At 57.5% G+C, this 17,526-nt stretch carries 16 protein-coding genes; 9 read left to right on the top strand and 7 right to left on the bottom strand.

What is annotated here, in order from left to right; translation table 11 throughout:
• Positions 1 to 42: 42 nt before the first annotated feature.
• Positions 43 to 1,989 carry a leucine-rich repeat domain-containing protein gene (locus tag SH139x_RS24270; protein WP_488352333.1) on the bottom strand — a complete coding sequence of 649 codons (1,947 nt, stop codon included), beginning with the start codon at positions 1,987 to 1,989 and terminating at the stop codon, positions 43 to 45.
• Positions 1,990 to 2,192: 203 nt separating this feature from the next.
• Here SH139x_RS24270 and SH139x_RS24265 point away from each other — a divergent pair, with 203 nt between their 5' ends.
• The 4 genes from SH139x_RS24265 to SH139x_RS24250 all read left to right on the top strand — a co-directional run bounded on the left by SH139x_RS24265 (position 2,193) and on the right by SH139x_RS24250 (position 5,112).
• Positions 2,193 to 3,272, top strand: a complete 1,080-nt coding sequence (locus SH139x_RS24265; RefSeq protein WP_488352332.1) for a M28 family peptidase — start codon at positions 2,193 to 2,195, stop codon at positions 3,270 to 3,272.
• A gap of 119 nt (positions 3,273 to 3,391) precedes the next feature.
• A complete protein-coding gene (locus tag SH139x_RS24260) occupies positions 3,392 to 3,811 on the top strand; it encodes a hypothetical protein (protein ID WP_488352331.1) in 420 nt (139 codons plus the stop codon).
• Positions 3,811 to 4,308 (top strand): DUF2752 domain-containing protein, encoded by a 498-nt coding sequence (locus SH139x_RS24255; protein ID WP_488352330.1) that lies wholly within the window; start codon positions 3,811 to 3,813, stop codon positions 4,306 to 4,308. The genes SH139x_RS24260 and SH139x_RS24255 overlap by 1 nt, the downstream gene beginning before the upstream one ends.
• 111 nt (positions 4,309 to 4,419) lie before the next feature.
• Positions 4,420 to 5,112: a hypothetical protein gene (locus SH139x_RS24250; RefSeq protein WP_488352329.1), complete on the top strand. Its 693-nt coding sequence runs from the start codon at positions 4,420 to 4,422 to the stop codon at positions 5,110 to 5,112.
• A 116-nt stretch (positions 5,113 to 5,228) separates the two neighbouring features.
• On the opposite strand, the gene SH139x_RS24245 is transcribed toward SH139x_RS24250, so the two are convergent.
• On the bottom strand, positions 5,229 to 6,923 hold the full coding sequence (locus SH139x_RS24245; protein WP_488352328.1) for an outer membrane protein assembly factor BamB family protein: 1,695 nt from the start codon (positions 6,921 to 6,923) through the stop codon (positions 5,229 to 5,231).
• A gap of 107 nt (positions 6,924 to 7,030) precedes the next feature.
• Here SH139x_RS24245 and SH139x_RS24240 point away from each other — a divergent pair, with 107 nt between their 5' ends.
• From SH139x_RS24240 to cmk, 5 genes are all read left to right on the top strand, one after another.
• Positions 7,031 to 7,774 (top strand): metallophosphoesterase, encoded by a 744-nt coding sequence (locus tag SH139x_RS24240; RefSeq protein WP_488352327.1) that lies wholly within the window; start codon positions 7,031 to 7,033, stop codon positions 7,772 to 7,774.
• A gap of 116 nt (positions 7,775 to 7,890) precedes the next feature.
• Positions 7,891 to 8,832, top strand: a complete 942-nt coding sequence (locus SH139x_RS24235; RefSeq protein ID WP_488352326.1) for an AAA family ATPase — start codon at positions 7,891 to 7,893, stop codon at positions 8,830 to 8,832.
• 14 nt (positions 8,833 to 8,846) lie between these two features.
• Positions 8,847 to 10,166: a DUF58 domain-containing protein gene (locus SH139x_RS24230; protein WP_488352325.1), complete on the top strand. Its 1,320-nt coding sequence runs from the start codon at positions 8,847 to 8,849 to the stop codon at positions 10,164 to 10,166.
• Complete coding sequence (locus SH139x_RS24225) at positions 10,153 to 12,540, top strand: transglutaminase TgpA family protein (RefSeq protein ID WP_488352324.1); 2,388 nt, start codon at positions 10,153 to 10,155, stop codon at positions 12,538 to 12,540. Before SH139x_RS24230 ends, SH139x_RS24225 begins: the two co-directional genes overlap by 14 nt.
• Before the next feature lie 22 nt (positions 12,541 to 12,562).
• Positions 12,563 to 13,258 (top strand): (d)CMP kinase, encoded by a 696-nt coding sequence (gene cmk, locus SH139x_RS24220; protein ID WP_488352323.1) that lies wholly within the window; start codon positions 12,563 to 12,565, stop codon positions 13,256 to 13,258.
• A 26-nt stretch (positions 13,259 to 13,284) separates the two neighbouring features.
• Here the strand turns inward: cmk and SH139x_RS24215 are convergent, their stop codons facing one another.
• From SH139x_RS24215 to SH139x_RS24195, 5 genes are all read right to left on the bottom strand, one after another.
• On the bottom strand, positions 13,285 to 13,671 hold the full coding sequence (locus SH139x_RS24215; RefSeq protein WP_488352322.1) for a type II toxin-antitoxin system RelE/ParE family toxin: 387 nt from the start codon (positions 13,669 to 13,671) through the stop codon (positions 13,285 to 13,287).
• Positions 13,671 to 13,916, bottom strand: a complete 246-nt coding sequence (locus SH139x_RS24210) for a ribbon-helix-helix domain-containing protein (protein ID WP_488352321.1) — start codon at positions 13,914 to 13,916, stop codon at positions 13,671 to 13,673. The genes SH139x_RS24215 and SH139x_RS24210 overlap by 1 nt, the downstream gene beginning before the upstream one ends.
• A gap of 445 nt (positions 13,917 to 14,361) precedes the next feature.
• Positions 14,362 to 15,414 (bottom strand): retropepsin-like aspartic protease family protein, encoded by a 1,053-nt coding sequence (locus SH139x_RS24205; protein ID WP_488352320.1) that lies wholly within the window; start codon positions 15,412 to 15,414, stop codon positions 14,362 to 14,364.
• Between the two features lie 111 nt (positions 15,415 to 15,525).
• On the bottom strand, positions 15,526 to 16,602 hold the full coding sequence (locus SH139x_RS24200; protein ID WP_488352319.1) for a PP2C family protein-serine/threonine phosphatase: 1,077 nt from the start codon (positions 16,600 to 16,602) through the stop codon (positions 15,526 to 15,528).
• Between the two features lie 11 nt (positions 16,603 to 16,613).
• A complete protein-coding gene (locus SH139x_RS24195; protein WP_488352318.1) occupies positions 16,614 to 17,501 on the bottom strand; it encodes a serine/threonine-protein kinase in 888 nt (295 codons plus the stop codon).
• Between the last annotated feature and the right edge of the window lie 25 nt (positions 17,502 to 17,526).

Raw genomic sequence — 17,526 nt, 5'->3', positions numbered from 1 at the left:
AAACAATCGCAGCCAGGCTCTGAATAACCGAAAGCATACCTATCAGTCGCTGCCCGCTGGTCCGACTGTTGATAATTGTAAAGGATTAAGCTGCAGTTGGGGACGTCCGTCGCGAAGTCGAGCCAGCCCTTGCTCACTGATCCCGGTCCGCTGCACGTCGAGTACCTGCAAGGCTGGCAAGTTCAACAACAGCGGTACTGATTCGTCCGTGATCCGGCTGCCAGTCAGCCATAAGGTTTCCAGCTTGACAGCACGGCGAATACCAGCCAACCCACGATCATCAACAGCCGTATAGCTCAAATCCAATTCAGACAAATCACGCTGCCTTGCCAGCAAGGGAGCGATTTCATTGCCAATCGCCGTGCGCTCCAAGTTTAACCGCTGCAACTGACTACCCGTACCCAACAGCGTGGCAAGCTCCTGGTCGCCGAGCGGGAGCCCGTAGAGGTCAAGCCAGGTCAGCGCAGGCTGGGGAGCAAGCCGCAGAATCGGTTCTTTACCAACCGCCGTGCGTCCCAAGCAGAGCAACTCCAGTTGGGCCTCGGCCGGCAACGCCAGCTCGGGCTTTTCCCGCAGCGCCAAGAAATCCCCCAAAGCGGCCGACCAATCCTGTGCTGCGGGAACCTCGCTGAGCAATGCATGTTCGGCCCTGCCACGATAGATTGATTGCAGATATCGCTGCAGCAACGGTGATATCTCCGGTTGATCCATCAACAAATGCGCATACGCCGCAGTGACCGTGTACCAAGTCGCCAAGTCATCACGTTGCTGGACCGCCTGCCGACTCTCCTGAAGTAGTGAGGTTAACGATGGCAGTTGGGCGGGCTGTGGAAGCCATCGCGCGCGGGCGTGTTGCAAACGGGGCGAATCCCAACCTCCGACGGTGGCGTATGACGACAAGAAACGAACTGACTCCATATAGGTGGCAATGCCCTCGACCAACCAAAATCCCTCGTCCAAACCTGGATCGGCAACGACTGGACCGCATAACTCCTGTAACAATTGGTGGGTGATCTCGTGATAGCGGGTTGCCAGATCGGCGTCCGCTCCGGCAAACAGCAACGTCAATCGTTTGGCGGGGGAATAATTTCCGGTCGATTGTTGGACCATCGAATTCTCAGCACCCATGGCCCGCAGGTAAGACTCGCGATCGGCAAAATAAACGACTTCGGCAATTGCTTGCGGAGGGCTAGCCGGGCCCCCCGCGGCAAGTTGTTTGCCCAGCTCTTGCGGATGCGCCCACTGACTGAGAAACAACTGACTCCAAACCTCATAAAAACGCTCCAAGTCTTCAGCCAAGCTAACGGTATCGCGCCGGGAAGCGGTGCTGAAGATGCGAAAGTGCGTCGATTGAGCGATTAAGAATGAGCGTGGCGGCCACCCCAACCCCTCGGGCGCTTGCCGGCCCGGACGAACGGAAACGCGAGCCGTATTGCCTGAACCGAGCCCCAGTTGTTGGCGTACGGAATTTGAGGTGGGATCCTCCCGCAAGCTTCGCCAAAGCAATTGATATGCCTCAGCGACGTATCCCTCAGCGGCTGCTTGGCGAGCCAACTTGGCCGCTTCCATTGCCGTTGCTCGGCGGGCGTTTATAAACGCTTCCTTGACTTTGGGCTCGGCCAACGAGGCGGCCGGAATTTCTAACTTCAGCTGAGAAAAATAGGCCACGCTACCGTCGACGCGGTGGGGGGGAATCCAGCGACGCGTGTCGCTGGCAGCCTGCTCCCGACCGCTGGCGGCCAACGCTTCGGCGAGCTGCAGGAAAGGACCCGCCAAACGTTTCGCCAGCGTCTGCCGTGTCTCCTGCGACGTGGTAGCCGGCGTGGGTGGCGTCTGGCCCGCTGCGGTCGCGGCGCACGCCAGCAGAAAACAGCCACCCAGGAGGGCGGCCCAGAACCAACGGTTTACCGGCCCAGCTGTGCTGTTTCGCCCAGCTGCGTTACATTTCGTTCGTTTCCGCATACCGTCGTTGCCGTGCTGGTATTTCACTGCTAGGAACTCTCCCCAGTCACCTACGCTGCATTCGCTCGTTGTGATTTACTTGGCGTCCGCGTTGGCTGCGACTTCTCTACTATTTTAACGCAAACTAGCCCCCTTTGCTTCGCCGCTGCCAGCGTGCTTCCGATAGAATGGGCTCAGCGCGAGGATTTTGGGCCCACAGACTTTTCCCCGGTGAACTCAGAAAAGCTTTCATGAATGCAGTTTTGACGCGTGAGCAACCCACCCAATCGAACCGGAAAACGTCGGCCGATCGACAGAGCAAACGCCAGCCGATTCGGCTGCTGAGCATTCTCGCGCTCGCTGGGTTCAGCCTATTGCTGAGCTGGGGAGGCTATCGAATTTGGAACGGTCCCAATCCGGTGAAGACATCGGCCACCAATTGGCAAGTCCCGGCTGTTTTCGATGCGGAACGGGCTTATGGCTACTTGCGAGAAATCGTCGCCTTTGGGCCTCGCCCCAGCGGTTCGCCGGCGATGCAGCAGCAGCAGCAATACTTGGCCGATTTTTTTACAATACAGGGAGCCGAGGTCGAGTGGCAAAAGTTTGACGCGCGTCATCCAATGACCGGCGACGCGGTGCCGATGGTGAACATCATCGCTCGCTTTCGGCCCGAGCAAACTCGCCGTTACTTACTCTGCGCGCACTATGACACCCGCCCCTTTCCCGACCAGGATCCAGTGAACCCGCGTGGGATTTTTGTGGGCGCCAATGATGGCGGCAGCGGTACCGCCGCGCTGATGGAATTCTCGCATCATGTGAAAACGTTGCCGGCCAACATTGGCGTCGATCTGGTGCTATTTGATGGTGAAGAATTGGTCTACGACGGCCAGCGGGATCCCTATTTCTTGGGTTCCACTCACTTTGCCGAACAGTACGCCATTGCCCAGCGGCAACAAGCGGCCGACTTTATTCCCTACCAAGCGGGTGTATTGTTGGACATGGTTGGAGATCGCGAACTGCAGCTTTATTATGAACGCAATAGCTGGAATTACGCTCGCGAGGCCACGCTGGAGATTTGGAGCACCGCGCGACGACTGGGGATCACCGCTTTTCAACCGCGGATCCGGCACATCGTTCGCGACGACCACTTACCACTGAATCAAATCGCCAAGATCCCCACCACCGACTTGATTGACTTCGATTATCCTCGTCCAGGTTTTCGTCACCAATCCTACTGGCACACAACCGCTGATACGTTGGACAAATGCAGTGGTGAATCGTTGGTGGCGGTCATCTACGTGGTACACAGCTGGCTATCCTCAAAGGGTTAAGTTTCCAGCTTGCGTGCTTGCGGTAGCCGCAAGCTAATTGCAACGTTAAGTCAGAGCGTTTATCCAGAGCGATTATCTCGCCCACTCACTTCCTTATCTATACACATACGGTGGTCATTATGGATTTCGCCAGCCTGCTGCTAGGCTTGATCGTGTTATTGGTCGCCTGGGGACTGGAGCGGTACCGCCGCTCGAGGCATTGGCAAACGGCCCAGCCCACGCAGCTCGATCAAGATTACGCTGCCGCGCGGCAACGGGGGCGTGGTTGGACCAACGGCTTGGTGGCTCTCATCGGTGGCTTAATCGTGCTGGCCGGCTTAGCCGGTCGAGGCCCGATCTGGTACGTGCTGTGGGTCGCTGTTCCGTTAGTGCTGGTCCCGATGGTTGGGCTCGCCTGTATCGATATGCTGAGAACCGAGCGTTATCTGCAAGCCAAAATTCCGGAACTGGAACGCCAGTCGCTGCGGGGGATCGATTCTTCGTGGCCAGCCAGTGCGAAACAGGGCGACATCACTGAGAACGAGGAAAACCGCTATTGATGGCTGAGTCGGATTTAACTACCGTCCGCCCCGCTGACCCTCAGCAGCGTACAGATTCCGACTTGCCTCCCCAGTCGCAGCCAGTTTACAAGCGACTTGGTTGGATAACACGATTCGGTTGTTTCGGGTTAGCACTCACTCTTGCCACGCTCTGGTTGATTGCTTTTCGGCTGCAACCAAGTGAGCAGGGGCTGGGGACACACCAACAATTGGGCTTACCCCCATGCAGCGCGCGAATTCTCTGGGGAATTCGTTGTCCGGCATGCGGGATGACAACGTCGTGGGCACACTTGGCCAATGGTCAATGGGTGGCCGCCTGTCAGGCCAACTTGGCTGGCGTGTTTTTGGGGTTACTTGCAATGGTCGGTGGACCGATGGCGGCATGGAGTGCCATCAGCGGTCGGGCCGTTTCAAATCAAACGCTCTGGATGCTGGCTGGCGGCATGATCTTGGCTTTGGTACTTGCCTTGGCCGAGTGGCTGGTTCGCATTGCCTAGAAATTCGCATTGCCTAGAAACCTGCCGACCAAAACATGTCAACAAAAATGTGACGACTGACTGACATCACCTGAAATGCTGTTTGCTCCGCGGATTGCGAAGGGACTCGCTATGCATGATCTTCCTCAACCTCAAAATCGGGTACGCCTCGATCGCCGGCGTCTCTGTAGGACGTTGATGGCTGGCGTAATGGCTGGCTTGGCGGTGAGTCAGACGGGCTGTATTCAGTTTGTCGCCAATATGCTGCACGCCGTCCAAGGGAATGCGTTGCCGGCGGAGTTCGATGGCCTCAAAGGCCAACGGGTGGCGGTCTTTGCGATCACCGACACCAGCCAATACACCGATGATGTGGCAGCTCGCATGTTGACCCGCTACTCGGGCGAATTGTTGCTCAGCGAAGTCAAAGACTTGAAGTTGGTTCGCGAAGCCGAAGTCGAGGATTGGCGCGATACGCAAGGCTACAACACGGTCGATCCGATTTCGCTCGGTCGAGGAGTTAAAGCGGATAAGGTCGTCGTCATTGAGATGACCAACCTACGTTTGCGGGACGGTCAAACCATGTACCGCGGACACGCCGACGTGACGGTCAGCGTGCACGACATGGAATCAGGCAGTATTGAGTTTCGGCGGTCACTGGAGGATTACACCTATCCAGCCACCGCCGCGTTGCCAATCACGGAAACCACCGAAGAGAAATTTAGACGGCTGTTCCTCGGCGAACTGGCCAAGCGCGTCACGCGCCATTTCTATCCCTACGACTTTAGAGACTCAGTGGCCAGCGACGCCCGCATCGTTAGTTTCTAAACGCCTCCACATAAGTCTTCTTGCGGTTATATTAGCCGACGAGCGCCAGCTTACGGTTCGGCGGAACCGGACGCTGGCGCGTTCCGGCTAATGCGAACGTGCTTAATCTGTGGCCGCTAACGCAGCGGCAGTCGCCAAAGTGCCATTTCATAGCCATTTCTCAGCAACACATAATTGCTGAGCACCGTGGGCGGGTTCCAGGTCTTACCCTCGATCGCTTGGAACCGCCCCAGTTCCTGGTACCCTTCGATGTCGAGCGCGACCAGGGCAATTTCCCCCGTGTCGGTTGAGCTGAGCAGCACATCTTCGACCAGCAAAAGGTGGCCATGTCCAAAGCGTTCCCGGCGGCCTTGCGCCCACAGCTTTGTGCCATTCTCCAAGTCGACGCATTCGAGCGTTCCGTTGGAGATCCCGTAAGCCACGGGGTCGACCGCCACGGCGTTGGTAAATTTAGTTTTGAGCAGTCGGTTCTCCTCCCAAATCGTGGAAGCTTGCCAGGTCTCACCGAGTAGCTCGATCTGCAGCAATTTCGCCCCCCCACCATATTCTTTGCTGAGCAACACGCGATCACCCGGCAGCGGCAGCGGGTTGCTGCAACTGGCGTTGGCATTACTCTTGCCGGGCCAGGGGGCGGTCCACAGCACCTTGCCATCTTCGACCGCCGTGCCGCTGACCGAATCTTGATTGACCGAGAGCACTTGCCGAACACCGGCGATCGTAGCCAACACGGGCGAGGCGTAGCTGATTTGTTGCTCGCCGCTGATCCAACGCGTTTCCCCGCTGGCCGCATCGAGGGCAATTAAGGACCGCGTGCCAGCAGGTTGTTGCGGGCTGCCGCCGAGCGGCACGATCACCAAGTCGTCAACCCACAGCGGCGAGCCGGAGCGGCCCCAAAGCACATGCTCTTCCGACTCTTCCTGGCTGATGCCGGCAATTTCCAACAGGTCGACGCGCCACAATAGTTCGCCGCTGAGTCCATCGAGACACCACACTTTGCCGGTTGCCCCTTGGGCAAACACCCGTCCCGCGGCATCGATCGTGGGCGTGCTGCGAGGACCCACGTCGCCAAGGAAATGCGAGTGGTAACCCGGCTCCTCGTGATGCCATAGCAATTGGCCATCGCTCAATTCATAACAACTCACCCACTCGCTGGCCGGTTGCGAATCACTTGCTTCGCGCTGCTCCAAGGTGTAGCCCAGCCAACGCTCTGGCTGCTGCTCGGAATCGTCAAGCACGACGTCGGTTTGTGTTTCCACCGCGCGGGCCACCGCCACGCCAGCCGAACCGGCGCCGATCGGTTGCTTCCAGACCAGTTCGGGCGGTTGCTGACCCCATCGCGTCGAAAATTCGCGGTGCGGCAGTTTGCCATCCCGCCTGCGACCAAGAAAACCGGAATAGCCGCGATCATCGACGACCAGTGTCCATTGCTGGGCAATTAGCTCTGGCGACCCCTGCGCTTGCTGGGGCAAGGCAACTGGAGGGGCCGAGCGGCGCCGCAATTGAGGAATCAATTCCCCATCGACTCCGACAATTTCATACATCATTAGCACGCCGGCCAGCCCCAGCCCGACAACCAACAGAGGGGACCAGCGAAGCAAAAATGATTGCGGAAAAAATCGCATCCATTGCCAAAAAGCAACTGCGGCGGCCAACAGCAGGAAAAACGCCGACGCTATGTTGGCCAGTTGATAGCTGGTCGCGGGGGCGACAGCTTGTGCCAACGCGCCACCGGCCAACGCCAGAACGATAATAATCAGGGGTGTCCAGCCGCGGGAACGGGTCCCCACCGGCCGCTGAGATTTTTTAAACATGACTTTTTAACACGACTAACGTTGGAGGCCGGTTTGGGCAACAATATCTGCGATAACTTTACGAATCCACCGATTCATAACCGCTCACGTGCCGCAATTGGATAGCCATGTTGATATGGCCTGATGGCGACAGACCAAACCGCATCGCCTTCATTTCAGACTTACATCTGTTTAGCTCAAGGTCAACTGCTGAACAGCATCAAGTGGCGATGCAAATGGCCGCCTCGGAAGCCGAAATGGTGGTCTTTGGCGGTGATTTATTTGATTTCCGTTGGAGCCAATTGGGTGGACCGGGAGCAACCACCACTGCGGCGGTCGATTGGCTGAGTCGATTTATGGACACCGCCGGTCAGCGGCAATATGTCTTTTTGTTTGGAAACCACGATGGGGATGAGCGGTTGCGGGACGGCTTGCGAGCATGGGCGGAAACACGTCCCGACTTTCAAATTGCTGGCGATTTGCTCCGCGTTGGTGATATTATGATGTTGCACGGGGACGCGATCGAAGGAAATGGCGATTTGCAACGTTTTGATGCTTACCGAGCTCGCTGGGCGTTGAAACCACAAGCCAGCACGGCCCAATCACGCGTGTACGACGCGGCCGTCACCTTGCGGGCACATCGCGTGGCGGCGATTATTGCCCATCGCCGTCGGCGGACCTGCCAACGTTTAACGCATTATTTGGCCCACCATGCATGTGGCCCCGAGGAGGGAATACGGCGAGTCATTTTTGGTCATACCCACCGCTTTCTGCCCGGACACTGGTTTGGTGGCATGCGGTTCTACAATCCAGGTGCGGCGGTTCGTGGCGTGCCGTTTAAGCCGGTAGTCCTCGCCACGGATGAGCCTTAATCTGATATGTTCAGGGGCTTGACCAAGCTGGGCGGGCTTGTGTCATTTGCTTACTTCGGGCAATCTTGTGCGGCATTGCTTATCTACCCCCAGCTTCGCGAAAGTTACCACCCGCTATGGCCGAATCCGCTTTCGAAATTGCTCGCCGACTACAAGAAAATGTTGATCGGGTTGTTTTGGGAAAAAAAGAGATTGTCCGCGCGCTAATAGTGACCCTGCTGGCTGGCGAGCACGTCTTGCTGGAGGACGTGCCGGGGGTGGGTAAGACGTTGGCTGCCAAAGCGTTGGCGCGGAGCATCGAAGGCCGCTTCAACCGGTTGCAATTTACCCCCGACCTGCTGCCCAGCGATATTGTCGGCAGCAGCTTGTATCGATCGGATCGCCAGGAGTTTGTCTTCAGCGAGGGGCCCGTGTTTGCCAACGTGTTGCTGGCGGACGAAATCAACCGCGCCCCGCCCCGCACGCAAAGCGCGCTGCTCGAGGCGATGAGCGAAAGCCAAGTGTCGGTCGACGGCACGACCTATCCTTTGCCGAAACCATTCATCGTGGTGGCGACGCAGAATCCCTTTGAGTTTGAAGGGACCTATCCGTTGCCGGAAAGCCAGATGGATCGTTTTTTGTTGCGCACGGCAGTCGGTTATCCGCTTCGCGACGTCGAACGTGAGGTGCTGACGTCGCACCGCAGCGGCGAGCCGGTCGATCAATTGCAACCGGTGGTGACTCCCGAAGAGGTGCTAGCCGCGCAAGCGGTGGTCCGCGACGTGCGCTTTGATCCCTCCTTGGCCGACTACTTGTTGGATATCGTGCGGGCCAGTCGCACCACCGAAGCTTTTCGCGTGGGGGTGAGTACCCGCGGCGCGCTGAGTTACTTTCGTGGTTGCCAAGCCCGCGCGGTCACCGACGGACGCGATTACGTGACTCCCGACGACATCAAGGCAATGGCTGTGCCAGCACTCGCCCACCGGGTTATTCCCGAAGGTGTCTTCCAGGGGGCTGACCGCCAAAGCGTGGAAAGCCAACTGGCCGAGTTGTTGGAGCAGATTGTCGTTCCTACCTAGCAGGGGTTAATCGTTTGTCCAAGCTCCGTCGCGTTGAACCGCAACAGACCGCCCACAGAGTCGACGCCGCCCCCTCCGCAGACGATGCGGTGGCAGCCTGGGCGGCGGCTGAAAATGAGTCTTGGCGAGGTCGCGCCATCGGCCGCGTGCACACGCGGTTCACGCGGAATGGTCTGCACATGGCCTTCGTGGCCATTTTTGCCGTGCTGGGTGGTTCGGTGCGGGGCTTTAATTTACTGGTAATTCTGGCCGGTTTGATGGTCGGAATTTTGATCATGCAATGGCGATTTTGCCGCGGCACCTTGCCGGGGCTGACCGTCCATCGCACACCGCCCCCGGAAGCCTTCGCCGGCACGCCATTCAAGATGCGGTTCGAAATCACCAATCATCGCCGTTGGCTGCCCGCTTGGCTAATTCGCCTGGAAGACCAAATCCGTGGACGTCAGCTGCCGGGACGTGGTATCGAAGCGGTAACGTCGGTCGGCATTGTTCGCCCCGGCACGAGCGAACTTGCGGCATATGATTGCTTGATTTCCAGGCGAGGACGGTATCGCTTCGGGCCGGTCCGATTGGCGACGGGCTTTCCCTTTGGATTAATCAACGCTTGGAAAAACACCCGCACCCCCGCCGCCTTGATCGTCTTTCCGCAGTTGGCAAAACTGAAACCAAGATGGTCCGGCATCATTGAAAATCGCCGGGAAGGATTGGCCGCTTCGCGAAACAGCAGCGGGCCCAACGAGGGTGAATTTTTCGGGATTCGCAACTGGCAATCTGGTGATAGCCAACGCTGGATTCATTGGCGGACGACGGCCCGGATTGGCGAATTGGCGGTGCGGCAATTTGAACAACGCAACCGCACTCAACTATCTTTGTTGCTCGATCCTTACTCCGAGTCTCCCAAGGATCAAGATGATCCCGACTTGGAGTGGGCGATCAGCGTGGCCGCCGCGGTGGTGGTCGAAGTTGCCTCGTTGGCGACCAGTCGACTCGCATTTGGGATTGCCGACGCCGACGCGCAAGCCATGTTTTCGCAGCGGGTCAGCAATTTCCGACGAGCCGGTTTGCAAATGTTGGCGACGGTCAAACCGTCCGCCGATCCACCGTTGACCGCGACGTTGGTCAAGTTGCTGCAGCACAGCAATCCGAATTGGCCGATCCTGGTCGTCAGCCCTCGTGCGCCACGCCTCGACTTGCTGGCCGCTTCCAGCGAGGACCAGCGGCAGGGCATTCCCGCGGCGGTGCTTTCCCGACTTGATATTATTTGGTTGGATGTCACTTCGGAGGCATGTCAACGAATCGCGGTCCCCTTAGGAACCGATCATGCAACGCATTGAACGTTTACTGCAGCTTCACTTTGCCGCCCTGACCGCGATCGGCGGCTTACTGCTTTCCTCCGGTGAGGTGGGCATTATTTTGCCGGCGATCGCCGTGGTGGCGGCGGTCGTTTCCTATCTGATCGTCGACCGTTTTCAGATTTTCGCCTTGCCGACTTCGTTAGCTTACGTGGGCATGGGGATCGTGGCGGCCTACTGTATGATCGAGTTCATGTTCACCCGCACGACCAACCAATTGATGGTTGTGGCCCAGTTGCTGGTGTTGGTGGAAGTGGTGTTGCTATTTCAGAAAAAGAACGTGCGTGTCTTCGAGCAGATTGGCGTATTTTGCTTGCTGGAACTGATCGTTGCGGCGGTCTTCAACAGCGCGCTGATGTTTGGATTGTTATTGATTCCCTTCGCCTTACTTGGTTTGCGAGCACTCGTTTTGTTGCAAGCCATGATCACCATGAATGCGCTCGGCGAACGCGAACAGGGAGGCATCAAAACCTCAGCAAATGACGCCTGCCAATTGGTTGCCCGACGTTCGGCACGGCTGCCTCGTTATGGAATTGCCGTGCTGACTCCGTCCGTGCTTATGGTCGCATTCTTCTTTTTTTACGGCTTGCCGCGGGCTATCGGCTCGGGCGATGGGGGGCGCGTCGGCGGACGGGTGACAACCGGTTTCACCGATTCGTTAACGCTCGATCAAGTTGGCGAGTTGCTGCAGAATCGCGATTTGGTGATGCGATTGCGGTTGACCGATAACACCGGCGCTCCCTACGTGCCTCGCGATCCGATCTATTTGCGTGGTCAAGCGCTGGAGGCTTATCGCAACGATCGCGGTACCGGACGCTGGGAAGCTGGGCCGCAGGAAGCGAGGTTGATGGGCGATCTCTTACCCGAACAATACCAACCCCCTCGTTCCACCACCCGCATTCTCTATGACGACGTGCAGGTAAACATCGACCTGCAGCCGTTAACCGCCAGCGAAACGCTGTTCAGCATCGCCCCCTATCACGGACGCATCGAAGGGGTGCATCACTTGGCTGGCCGCTGGGTCCTGCGTCGGCATGAAGAGGACGTCAATACAAACAGCCGATTCAATTACCAGTTCGGGACGCACGCCTTTAGCAATGGTTTACAGACAAAGTTCATTCGGTATTTCTCCCAAGATGACCGCATGTATGGTCAAGTCCCCAATGTGCCGGGGTGGCAACGACGCCGGTTGATCGAGTTTGATGCCGAAGCGATGCCGAGCGTGGTTGCCGAGGCTGAGATGGTAGCCAGCACCCTGGGGGAACGAGTCTCGGAACCTTATCAATTGGCGCGAGCGATCGAACGCCATTTGTCTTCAGGCGAACGCTTCACTTACACCACGGCACTCACCGAACAACGCAATCGCGGCACCGATCCTTTGGAAGAATTTGTCGGCAAATATCGTCGCGGGCATTGCCAATATTTTGCTTCGGCAATGGTCATGATGCTGCGCAGCCAAGGAGTCCCGGCGCGGGTCGTTGTCGGCTATCGGACTGAGGAATTCAACCCGATTGGAAAGCACTACATCGTTCGCCAACTGCATGCTCATTCCTGGGTCGAAGTTCTCCTCCAAGACGATCAGATACCGCTCGGAGCTGGCTTGGCTGGACAACCTTTGGACGGGCCCGTGTTAGCCCGCTTTGATCCCACACCGTACGCGGCTGGTGATCGCGACGAGGGGGCCGGCGGCGTTGGTCACTTTTATGATTTTGCTCAATCATTATGGAATAACTATGTGCTAGACATGGATGGCCAGCGCCGCTCGGCGTCGCTATTTGGCCAAGACGAAAACTCTGGCATGAGCACTGCCTACTCGCGGATGATCCTGCAAATCAAATTATTTGCTTCCCAATTAAACAGCGGGGAATTGGGCGCCGGCGCGCTGGCTGGAGGAAGCTTGTTTTCCTGGCGCGGCGCGGCGTTGGGGATCATTGTCACGCTGATTCTGTTTGGGCTCTATCAGATCGGGCCGCCTAAATGGTTGCGCATCGGCTGGCAAACGCGACGCGCTCGACGGCAAGCGGCGAGCGCCTCTTCGATTCTCTTTTTCCAGCGGTTCTCGGATCTGCTGGCCAACGCCAAATTGGTGCGTCGCAGCGGAGAAACACCGGCCGAATTCGTGGAGCTTGCCAGCCGAGCCGCAGCCAAATCGGAGGAACATCCGCTGGTGGATTCCGCAATGAAGAAATTGCTCGAGCGGTTCTACCAAATTCGCTATGGCGGTCGTCAGCCCTTGACGTCGGGTGAGCAAACTGAAATCGATCAATCGCTGCAAGCCGTGGCCGCTTGGACGCAGAGCGAGCAAGCGATCGCTGAAATAGCCTCCCTAAACAACACTTCTAACTCGAATACGTGATGCCAGCCGGATGAGTACGACGGTGACGAACGAAGCCAATTCCCAGACGCATGTCTCGCAACTCATCATCACCATTGATGGGCCAGCAGGAGCCGGAAAAAGCTCGGTGGCTCGACAACTGGCCGAACATTTTGGTTTTGCATTTCTGGATACCGGGGCAATGTACCGCGCCGTCACGCTGGCTTGCCTCCGCCGCCAAGTGCCATGGCAAGATCAACACGCGGTGGCTGAGGTTGCCAAGAGCTCCCAAATTCGCTTTCAAGGCAACCGCGTTTTGCTCGACGGCGAAGATGTTAGCGAACAGATTCGCACCGCCGAGGTCAATGCGAACATTAAACATGTGGCCGATCTTTCCAGCATCCGTCAATTGCTCGGACAACTGCAACGCGCGATTGCCGCCGGCCAACAAATCGTGACCGAAGGGCGCGACCAGGGAACCGAGATCTTCCCCGATGCGAACTGCAAAATTTTTCTGACCGCGACACCACGCACCCGCGCGGTGCGGCGTCACGCCGAATTGGTCAAGCAACAACCCGAACTCTCCGTTGACGATGTGCTGGCCGCGCAACAGCGACGCGATCAAGAAGATGCCCAGCGACCGGTCGGCGCCCTGCGACCAGCCGCCGATGCCCAAGTCTTCTATTCCGACAATCTCAGCCAAGCCGAGGTGGTCGAGCAATTGGCAAAACTAATTCGCACCCGCTGTGACGTTGAATAGGGCGAGCGGCAGAGCAAGTGGGGAGATCATCGCTTTGCGGATCGAGTCAGTTGTTTCAGCAACATTTCAGCTTCCAACCGTAAAATTGGCTCCAACTCACCGAGCCTTGATGGAATATCCATGGACGCGTGCAAAACAGTCAAGATGATGATCTTGCCCGCCATTGCGGTTTCACAGACAAGCAGATGCTGCTCGACACGGTAAAACTTGAGCGACTCGTGGAACGGTGCTTCCTGGCGAAGAAGATTGAGATTCCCAGAGATGCGACTGATTCCGGCTTCGAGCTTGCCAAGGTATTGAGTCGCAACTCGCTTCCCGAACCGTTCGAGCGAATACTCTTCGATACCCTTGGTGTCCCGCAGCGCACGATCGGTTAGGTACACTGATGGCTTGCGGCTAGTTTTTTTAGCCACTACTGAACTTTCGAGAGCAGGCTTCGAAGATCGCCCTTGAACGCGTGAATGCGACCATCAATGGCATCTTGATAGCCCTCAAGGATTGCATCACGAACAGCTGCCGCTTCCTGTCGGCTCTTCTGTTGTCGCAACAAGTCACGCATGAATTCGCTAGGCGTCGCGTACAGGGTCCCGTCCCCGGAATTTGCGTCGACGAACGCCCGCAATTCATCTGTCAGCGAAAGATTGATCGATGAACTCATTTTTTCGTCTCCTATCGATACATGTTGCTCTACAAACAAGATCGTATCGCGAATGGCAAATAACGTCAATATTTGGCACGAATGAATTCTTGGAAAGGTGTCAGGTACCGTGTGGTTGTCTGCGAGGTGTTGCCGGCCGAATCGTAACTGTAGAGATTTTGGCCTCAAAACCACTTCAACAATCGAAACCAGAGCCAGAATCATGCCATGTGAAGGCGACAAACAACTCCCGAAGCAAGTCGGTAACCTGGGCGACCCTCTGTGCACGTTTGCCCGCTAATCGCGTCAATCGACGCGAATAACCCGCCGATCATGGTTGATGATTTCCGCTAAGCGATCTTATTCGCGGGCATTCGCGCCATTCGCGGGCAACAAACAGGCACGCGAAGATCGCGACAAATCAAAGGGAGCGGCCCCTTTGATGTTCATCCGGTAGCCGGTCCGGCTATTCCGAGTCATCGATCCGCAGCAGCTTGAGTTGTTTCTGCGGGCTGTCAATTTCAAACCGAAAGCGTTCCAAGAAGCTTAGTCCCAGCAGCGGTTTGGCACCGGGGACACCTTCGTCGAGCAGCGCGGCGCGAACGTTTTCCGCCTCGAATTGGCCAACGCGCAGCCGCGGTAGGAACACTTCTTTGACGGTCATTCGCCGACCATCGGCCATCACCATGGTCAGGTCGCGGGCGTCGTCAGCCGGTTTGATGTTGGCTTTCTGCCCCAGATCATGCGGGATCAACACGATGCTGGCTCCCGAATCGACCAACATCTGCACCGGTTCCAGCCCAACGACCGCTTGCACCATCCAGCCTCCGCCACTTTCCTCTAAAGGAATTGTCTCGCTGAAGATCGCCTCTTCGAGTTTACGGACGCGGCGATCGAGCGGGGCGATGATGGATTCAATGTCAATTTCAGCGGGACTCTCATGACGGGTCGCCAGCACTCGAAAGGCAATTTTCACATCTTCCACGTCGGCCGCCGCGACCACCGTCTCCCGCATGGCGTCGACCGCTCGCCGCATTTTTAACACCAGCTCCGCGTACTGCTCTTCCTCCTTGCCCAAAGCGGCTCGCCGTTGTTGCGTCTCCTCGCGGCTGGCCGTTCGCACGCGGACGAGTTGCTTCAGTTGCGCGCCCATGGCGTTGATCTGAACTACTAAGTCATTATTTCGCCCGGCCGGATTACCGACCGCTGCGAAACGGGCATTTAACGCACCATATTGTTGCTCCAAAGCATCAAAGCGTTGCTCCACCCCCTGAGTCGCCGCGGTCGCTTGCTCCCATGCTTTACGAGTCAAACGCAGCGCGCGACGAAGCCGGTTTTCGTCACTGATCAAACGGTTGAAATTCGTCTGTTCCAGCGGTTGAATCTGACTCCCCACCCGCCGCAAGCCGTGCTCTTGCAAAATCTTTTCGGCTTGGGCGATCACCGCGTCAGAATATTTTGGTTGATCGTCGGCCGCGGTAGCCGGCGAGCCCAAAGCACACACGACGAGAGCAAGCAAGCCGATACGGGAGCAAGGGCTTGCCACAGAGTGCCAGGCGGGGCTGTGGGGGCGGGGAGCAAGCAACATTTGAGCGGGGCCAATTGGGAGTTTACCGTAGCGTAGGTTGTGTTAGCCGGGGCGCACCGACTTTTCACGCGCCGCGCGGCGATAGATGACAAAGGTGGCGTCATCTTCTTTGAAGTCTAACTCGAAGTTTGGTTCCCGCCGACTCTGTAATGCTTGCAGTAAGCAGGCGGCCGCTTCCTGAGGAGACTTACCGCGAATTAGTTGCGACAATTCTTCGCTGTGCAGATTATCAGTAATGCCGTCTGAACAAATCAGCACTAAATCGTGTTGTGCTAATTTTACCGAGGGGCCCAGTTCGATCCGCATGTCGCGAGCGCCCACCACATTCGAGACGAGGTTGCGGTTCTCGTGCGAAAGTGCGTCGACGGGGTCGATCAAGCCGCTGTGTACCCCGTAGGCGACAGGTCCATGGGCGATGGTTTCGAGTTTCAGCATGCCGCGTCCGCCAACGACAAAGATCTCGCTGTCGCCGACATGGTACGTGCGCACTCGTTGATCGATGATTTGAGCGACGGCCAGGGTCGTGCCCGCCCCGCCACCGAGCGACAGGACGCGGCGGTTGGCCGTTTCGATGGCATCCAAGATGGCGGACCGCAATCGTTCCGGGGACTCGGCTTGGCAAACAAATTCGATCATGGTGTCCAGCGTCACGCGGGCCGCTTCTTCGCCTTGCGGCAGTCCGCCGATACCATCGGCAACCGCCAGCACGGCGCCGCGACCAGCGATCGGAATGATGGCCGCCGCGTCTTCGTTGGCAGTCTCTTTGTAACTGGCACGACGACTGTAGAGGGCCAGCGAGCCGGTCTGCAAATCAATTGGCTCGGCCGCTTCCATCATCGCTTGAGCGACGAGCCGAGGTTGGCGAAGCTCAGCGGCCGGAGAGGCGGCCGAGTTTGGCGGGGCGGGTTCTTGCTGGGTGGGTTCCTGGTGAGCGGGCTCTTGCTCTTGGCATGCCACTTCCGGCTCGGTGATTTCCTGCAGGTCAGGTGCCAGATGGTCAGACGCCTGTTCGGCGGTTGGTTGCTGATGATGGGGAATCGGATCGCCCGCGACGGACCGGTCCTCGCTGGGGGGGCCGGTCGATGGTGCGTCATTCGTCGCGGGAGGAGGCAAATCCACGAATACAATACTCAGGCTGACATGCGTCGACTGCGCGTTCCGGCAGACGATTTCCGGCTGGCGGTACGTTGATTAAGGAAGCGTTTGAGCTTGGGAGTGAGCGTCGTGAACGCCCGCTGCATCTGCAGGCAATCCCGAAATCGTTTGTTCGGATTGGGATCGATGGAGCGCCGAATCAACTCAATAAACTCGGGCGGGATGCGTGTTTTCAAGCGTTGGCTGCCGGGGGGTGGCCATTCGAAAGGCCATTCGGGCAACTGGCCAGCGAACAGGCGATAGATAATCAAGCCGCTGCTGAACACGTCGCTGCGAAATGAGGGACGCCCCATGGCTTGTTCGGGGGCGATGTAACCGACTGTCCCGGAACCGCTGCCGCGAACGGTGCGGAGCGCCACGCGGGCGATGCCGAAATCGGAAAGGACCAGCTGATTGCCGGGAAAGATCAGCAGATTTTCGGGTTTCAAATCGCAGTGAATGACTTTGTTGCGGTGCGCACAGGCGACCGCTTCGAGCATTTGCGCGGCGTATTCAACCGAAGTGGTCAGGGCCAATCGTCGGTGCAGACGATCGGCCAATGACTCTTCCGCGAGCGGGTAAGCCAAAACAAAATGATCGTCAATGAATTCCGCGTTCTTGAGCTGCAGGATGTTGGGATGTCGCAGCGAAGCGGCCAGCCGAACTTCTTTGCGGAAAAAGTTCAGCACATCGCGATTAAGCAAGTTGTTGTAGGGAATCTTAAGCGCGACCCGAATGCCTTCTATTTTATCGTAGGCCTGATAGACCATCGCAAAGCCACCTTCGGCTATGCGTTTCTCGATACGATATTTGCCAAAAGTTTGGCGAACTCGCGGCATCCGAGCGGGCATGGGATGATGCAATAAGCGGGCGTGTATCAGCACAATACGTTTCCACCAGACCGGTCCA

This window comes from Kothea flammea (assembly GCF_052161645.1).
GTDB lineage: Bacteria > Planctomycetota > Planctomycetia > Pirellulales > Pirellulaceae > Laterigemmans.
The sequence above is the reverse complement of the archived record's forward strand: the minus strand, read 5'-3'. Positions and strand labels throughout refer to the sequence as shown.

What these genes read in the sequence shown, in the direction of transcription:
- SH139x_RS24265 (WP_488352332.1), top strand. Translation starts at nt 2,193, where the DNA reads ATGAATGCAGTTTTGACGCGTGAGCAACCCACCCAATCGAACCGGAAA.
- SH139x_RS24260 (WP_488352331.1), top strand. Translation starts at nt 3,392, where the DNA reads ATGGATTTCGCCAGCCTGCTGCTAGGCTTGATCGTGTTATTGGTCGCC.
- SH139x_RS24255 (WP_488352330.1), top strand. Translation starts at nt 3,811, where the DNA reads ATGGCTGAGTCGGATTTAACTACCGTCCGCCCCGCTGACCCTCAGCAG.
- SH139x_RS24250 (WP_488352329.1), top strand. Translation starts at nt 4,420, where the DNA reads ATGCATGATCTTCCTCAACCTCAAAATCGGGTACGCCTCGATCGCCGG.
- SH139x_RS24245 (WP_488352328.1), bottom strand. Translation starts at nt 6,923, where the DNA reads ATGTTTAAAAAATCTCAGCGGCCGGTGGGGACCCGTTCCCGCGGCTGG.
- SH139x_RS24240 (WP_488352327.1), top strand. Translation starts at nt 7,031, where the DNA reads ATGTTGATATGGCCTGATGGCGACAGACCAAACCGCATCGCCTTCATT.
- SH139x_RS24235 (WP_488352326.1), top strand. Translation starts at nt 7,891, where the DNA reads ATGGCCGAATCCGCTTTCGAAATTGCTCGCCGACTACAAGAAAATGTT.
- SH139x_RS24225 (WP_488352324.1), top strand. Translation starts at nt 10,153, where the DNA reads ATGCAACGCATTGAACGTTTACTGCAGCTTCACTTTGCCGCCCTGACC.
- SH139x_RS24210 (WP_488352321.1), bottom strand. Translation starts at nt 13,916, where the DNA reads ATGAGTTCATCGATCAATCTTTCGCTGACAGATGAATTGCGGGCGTTC.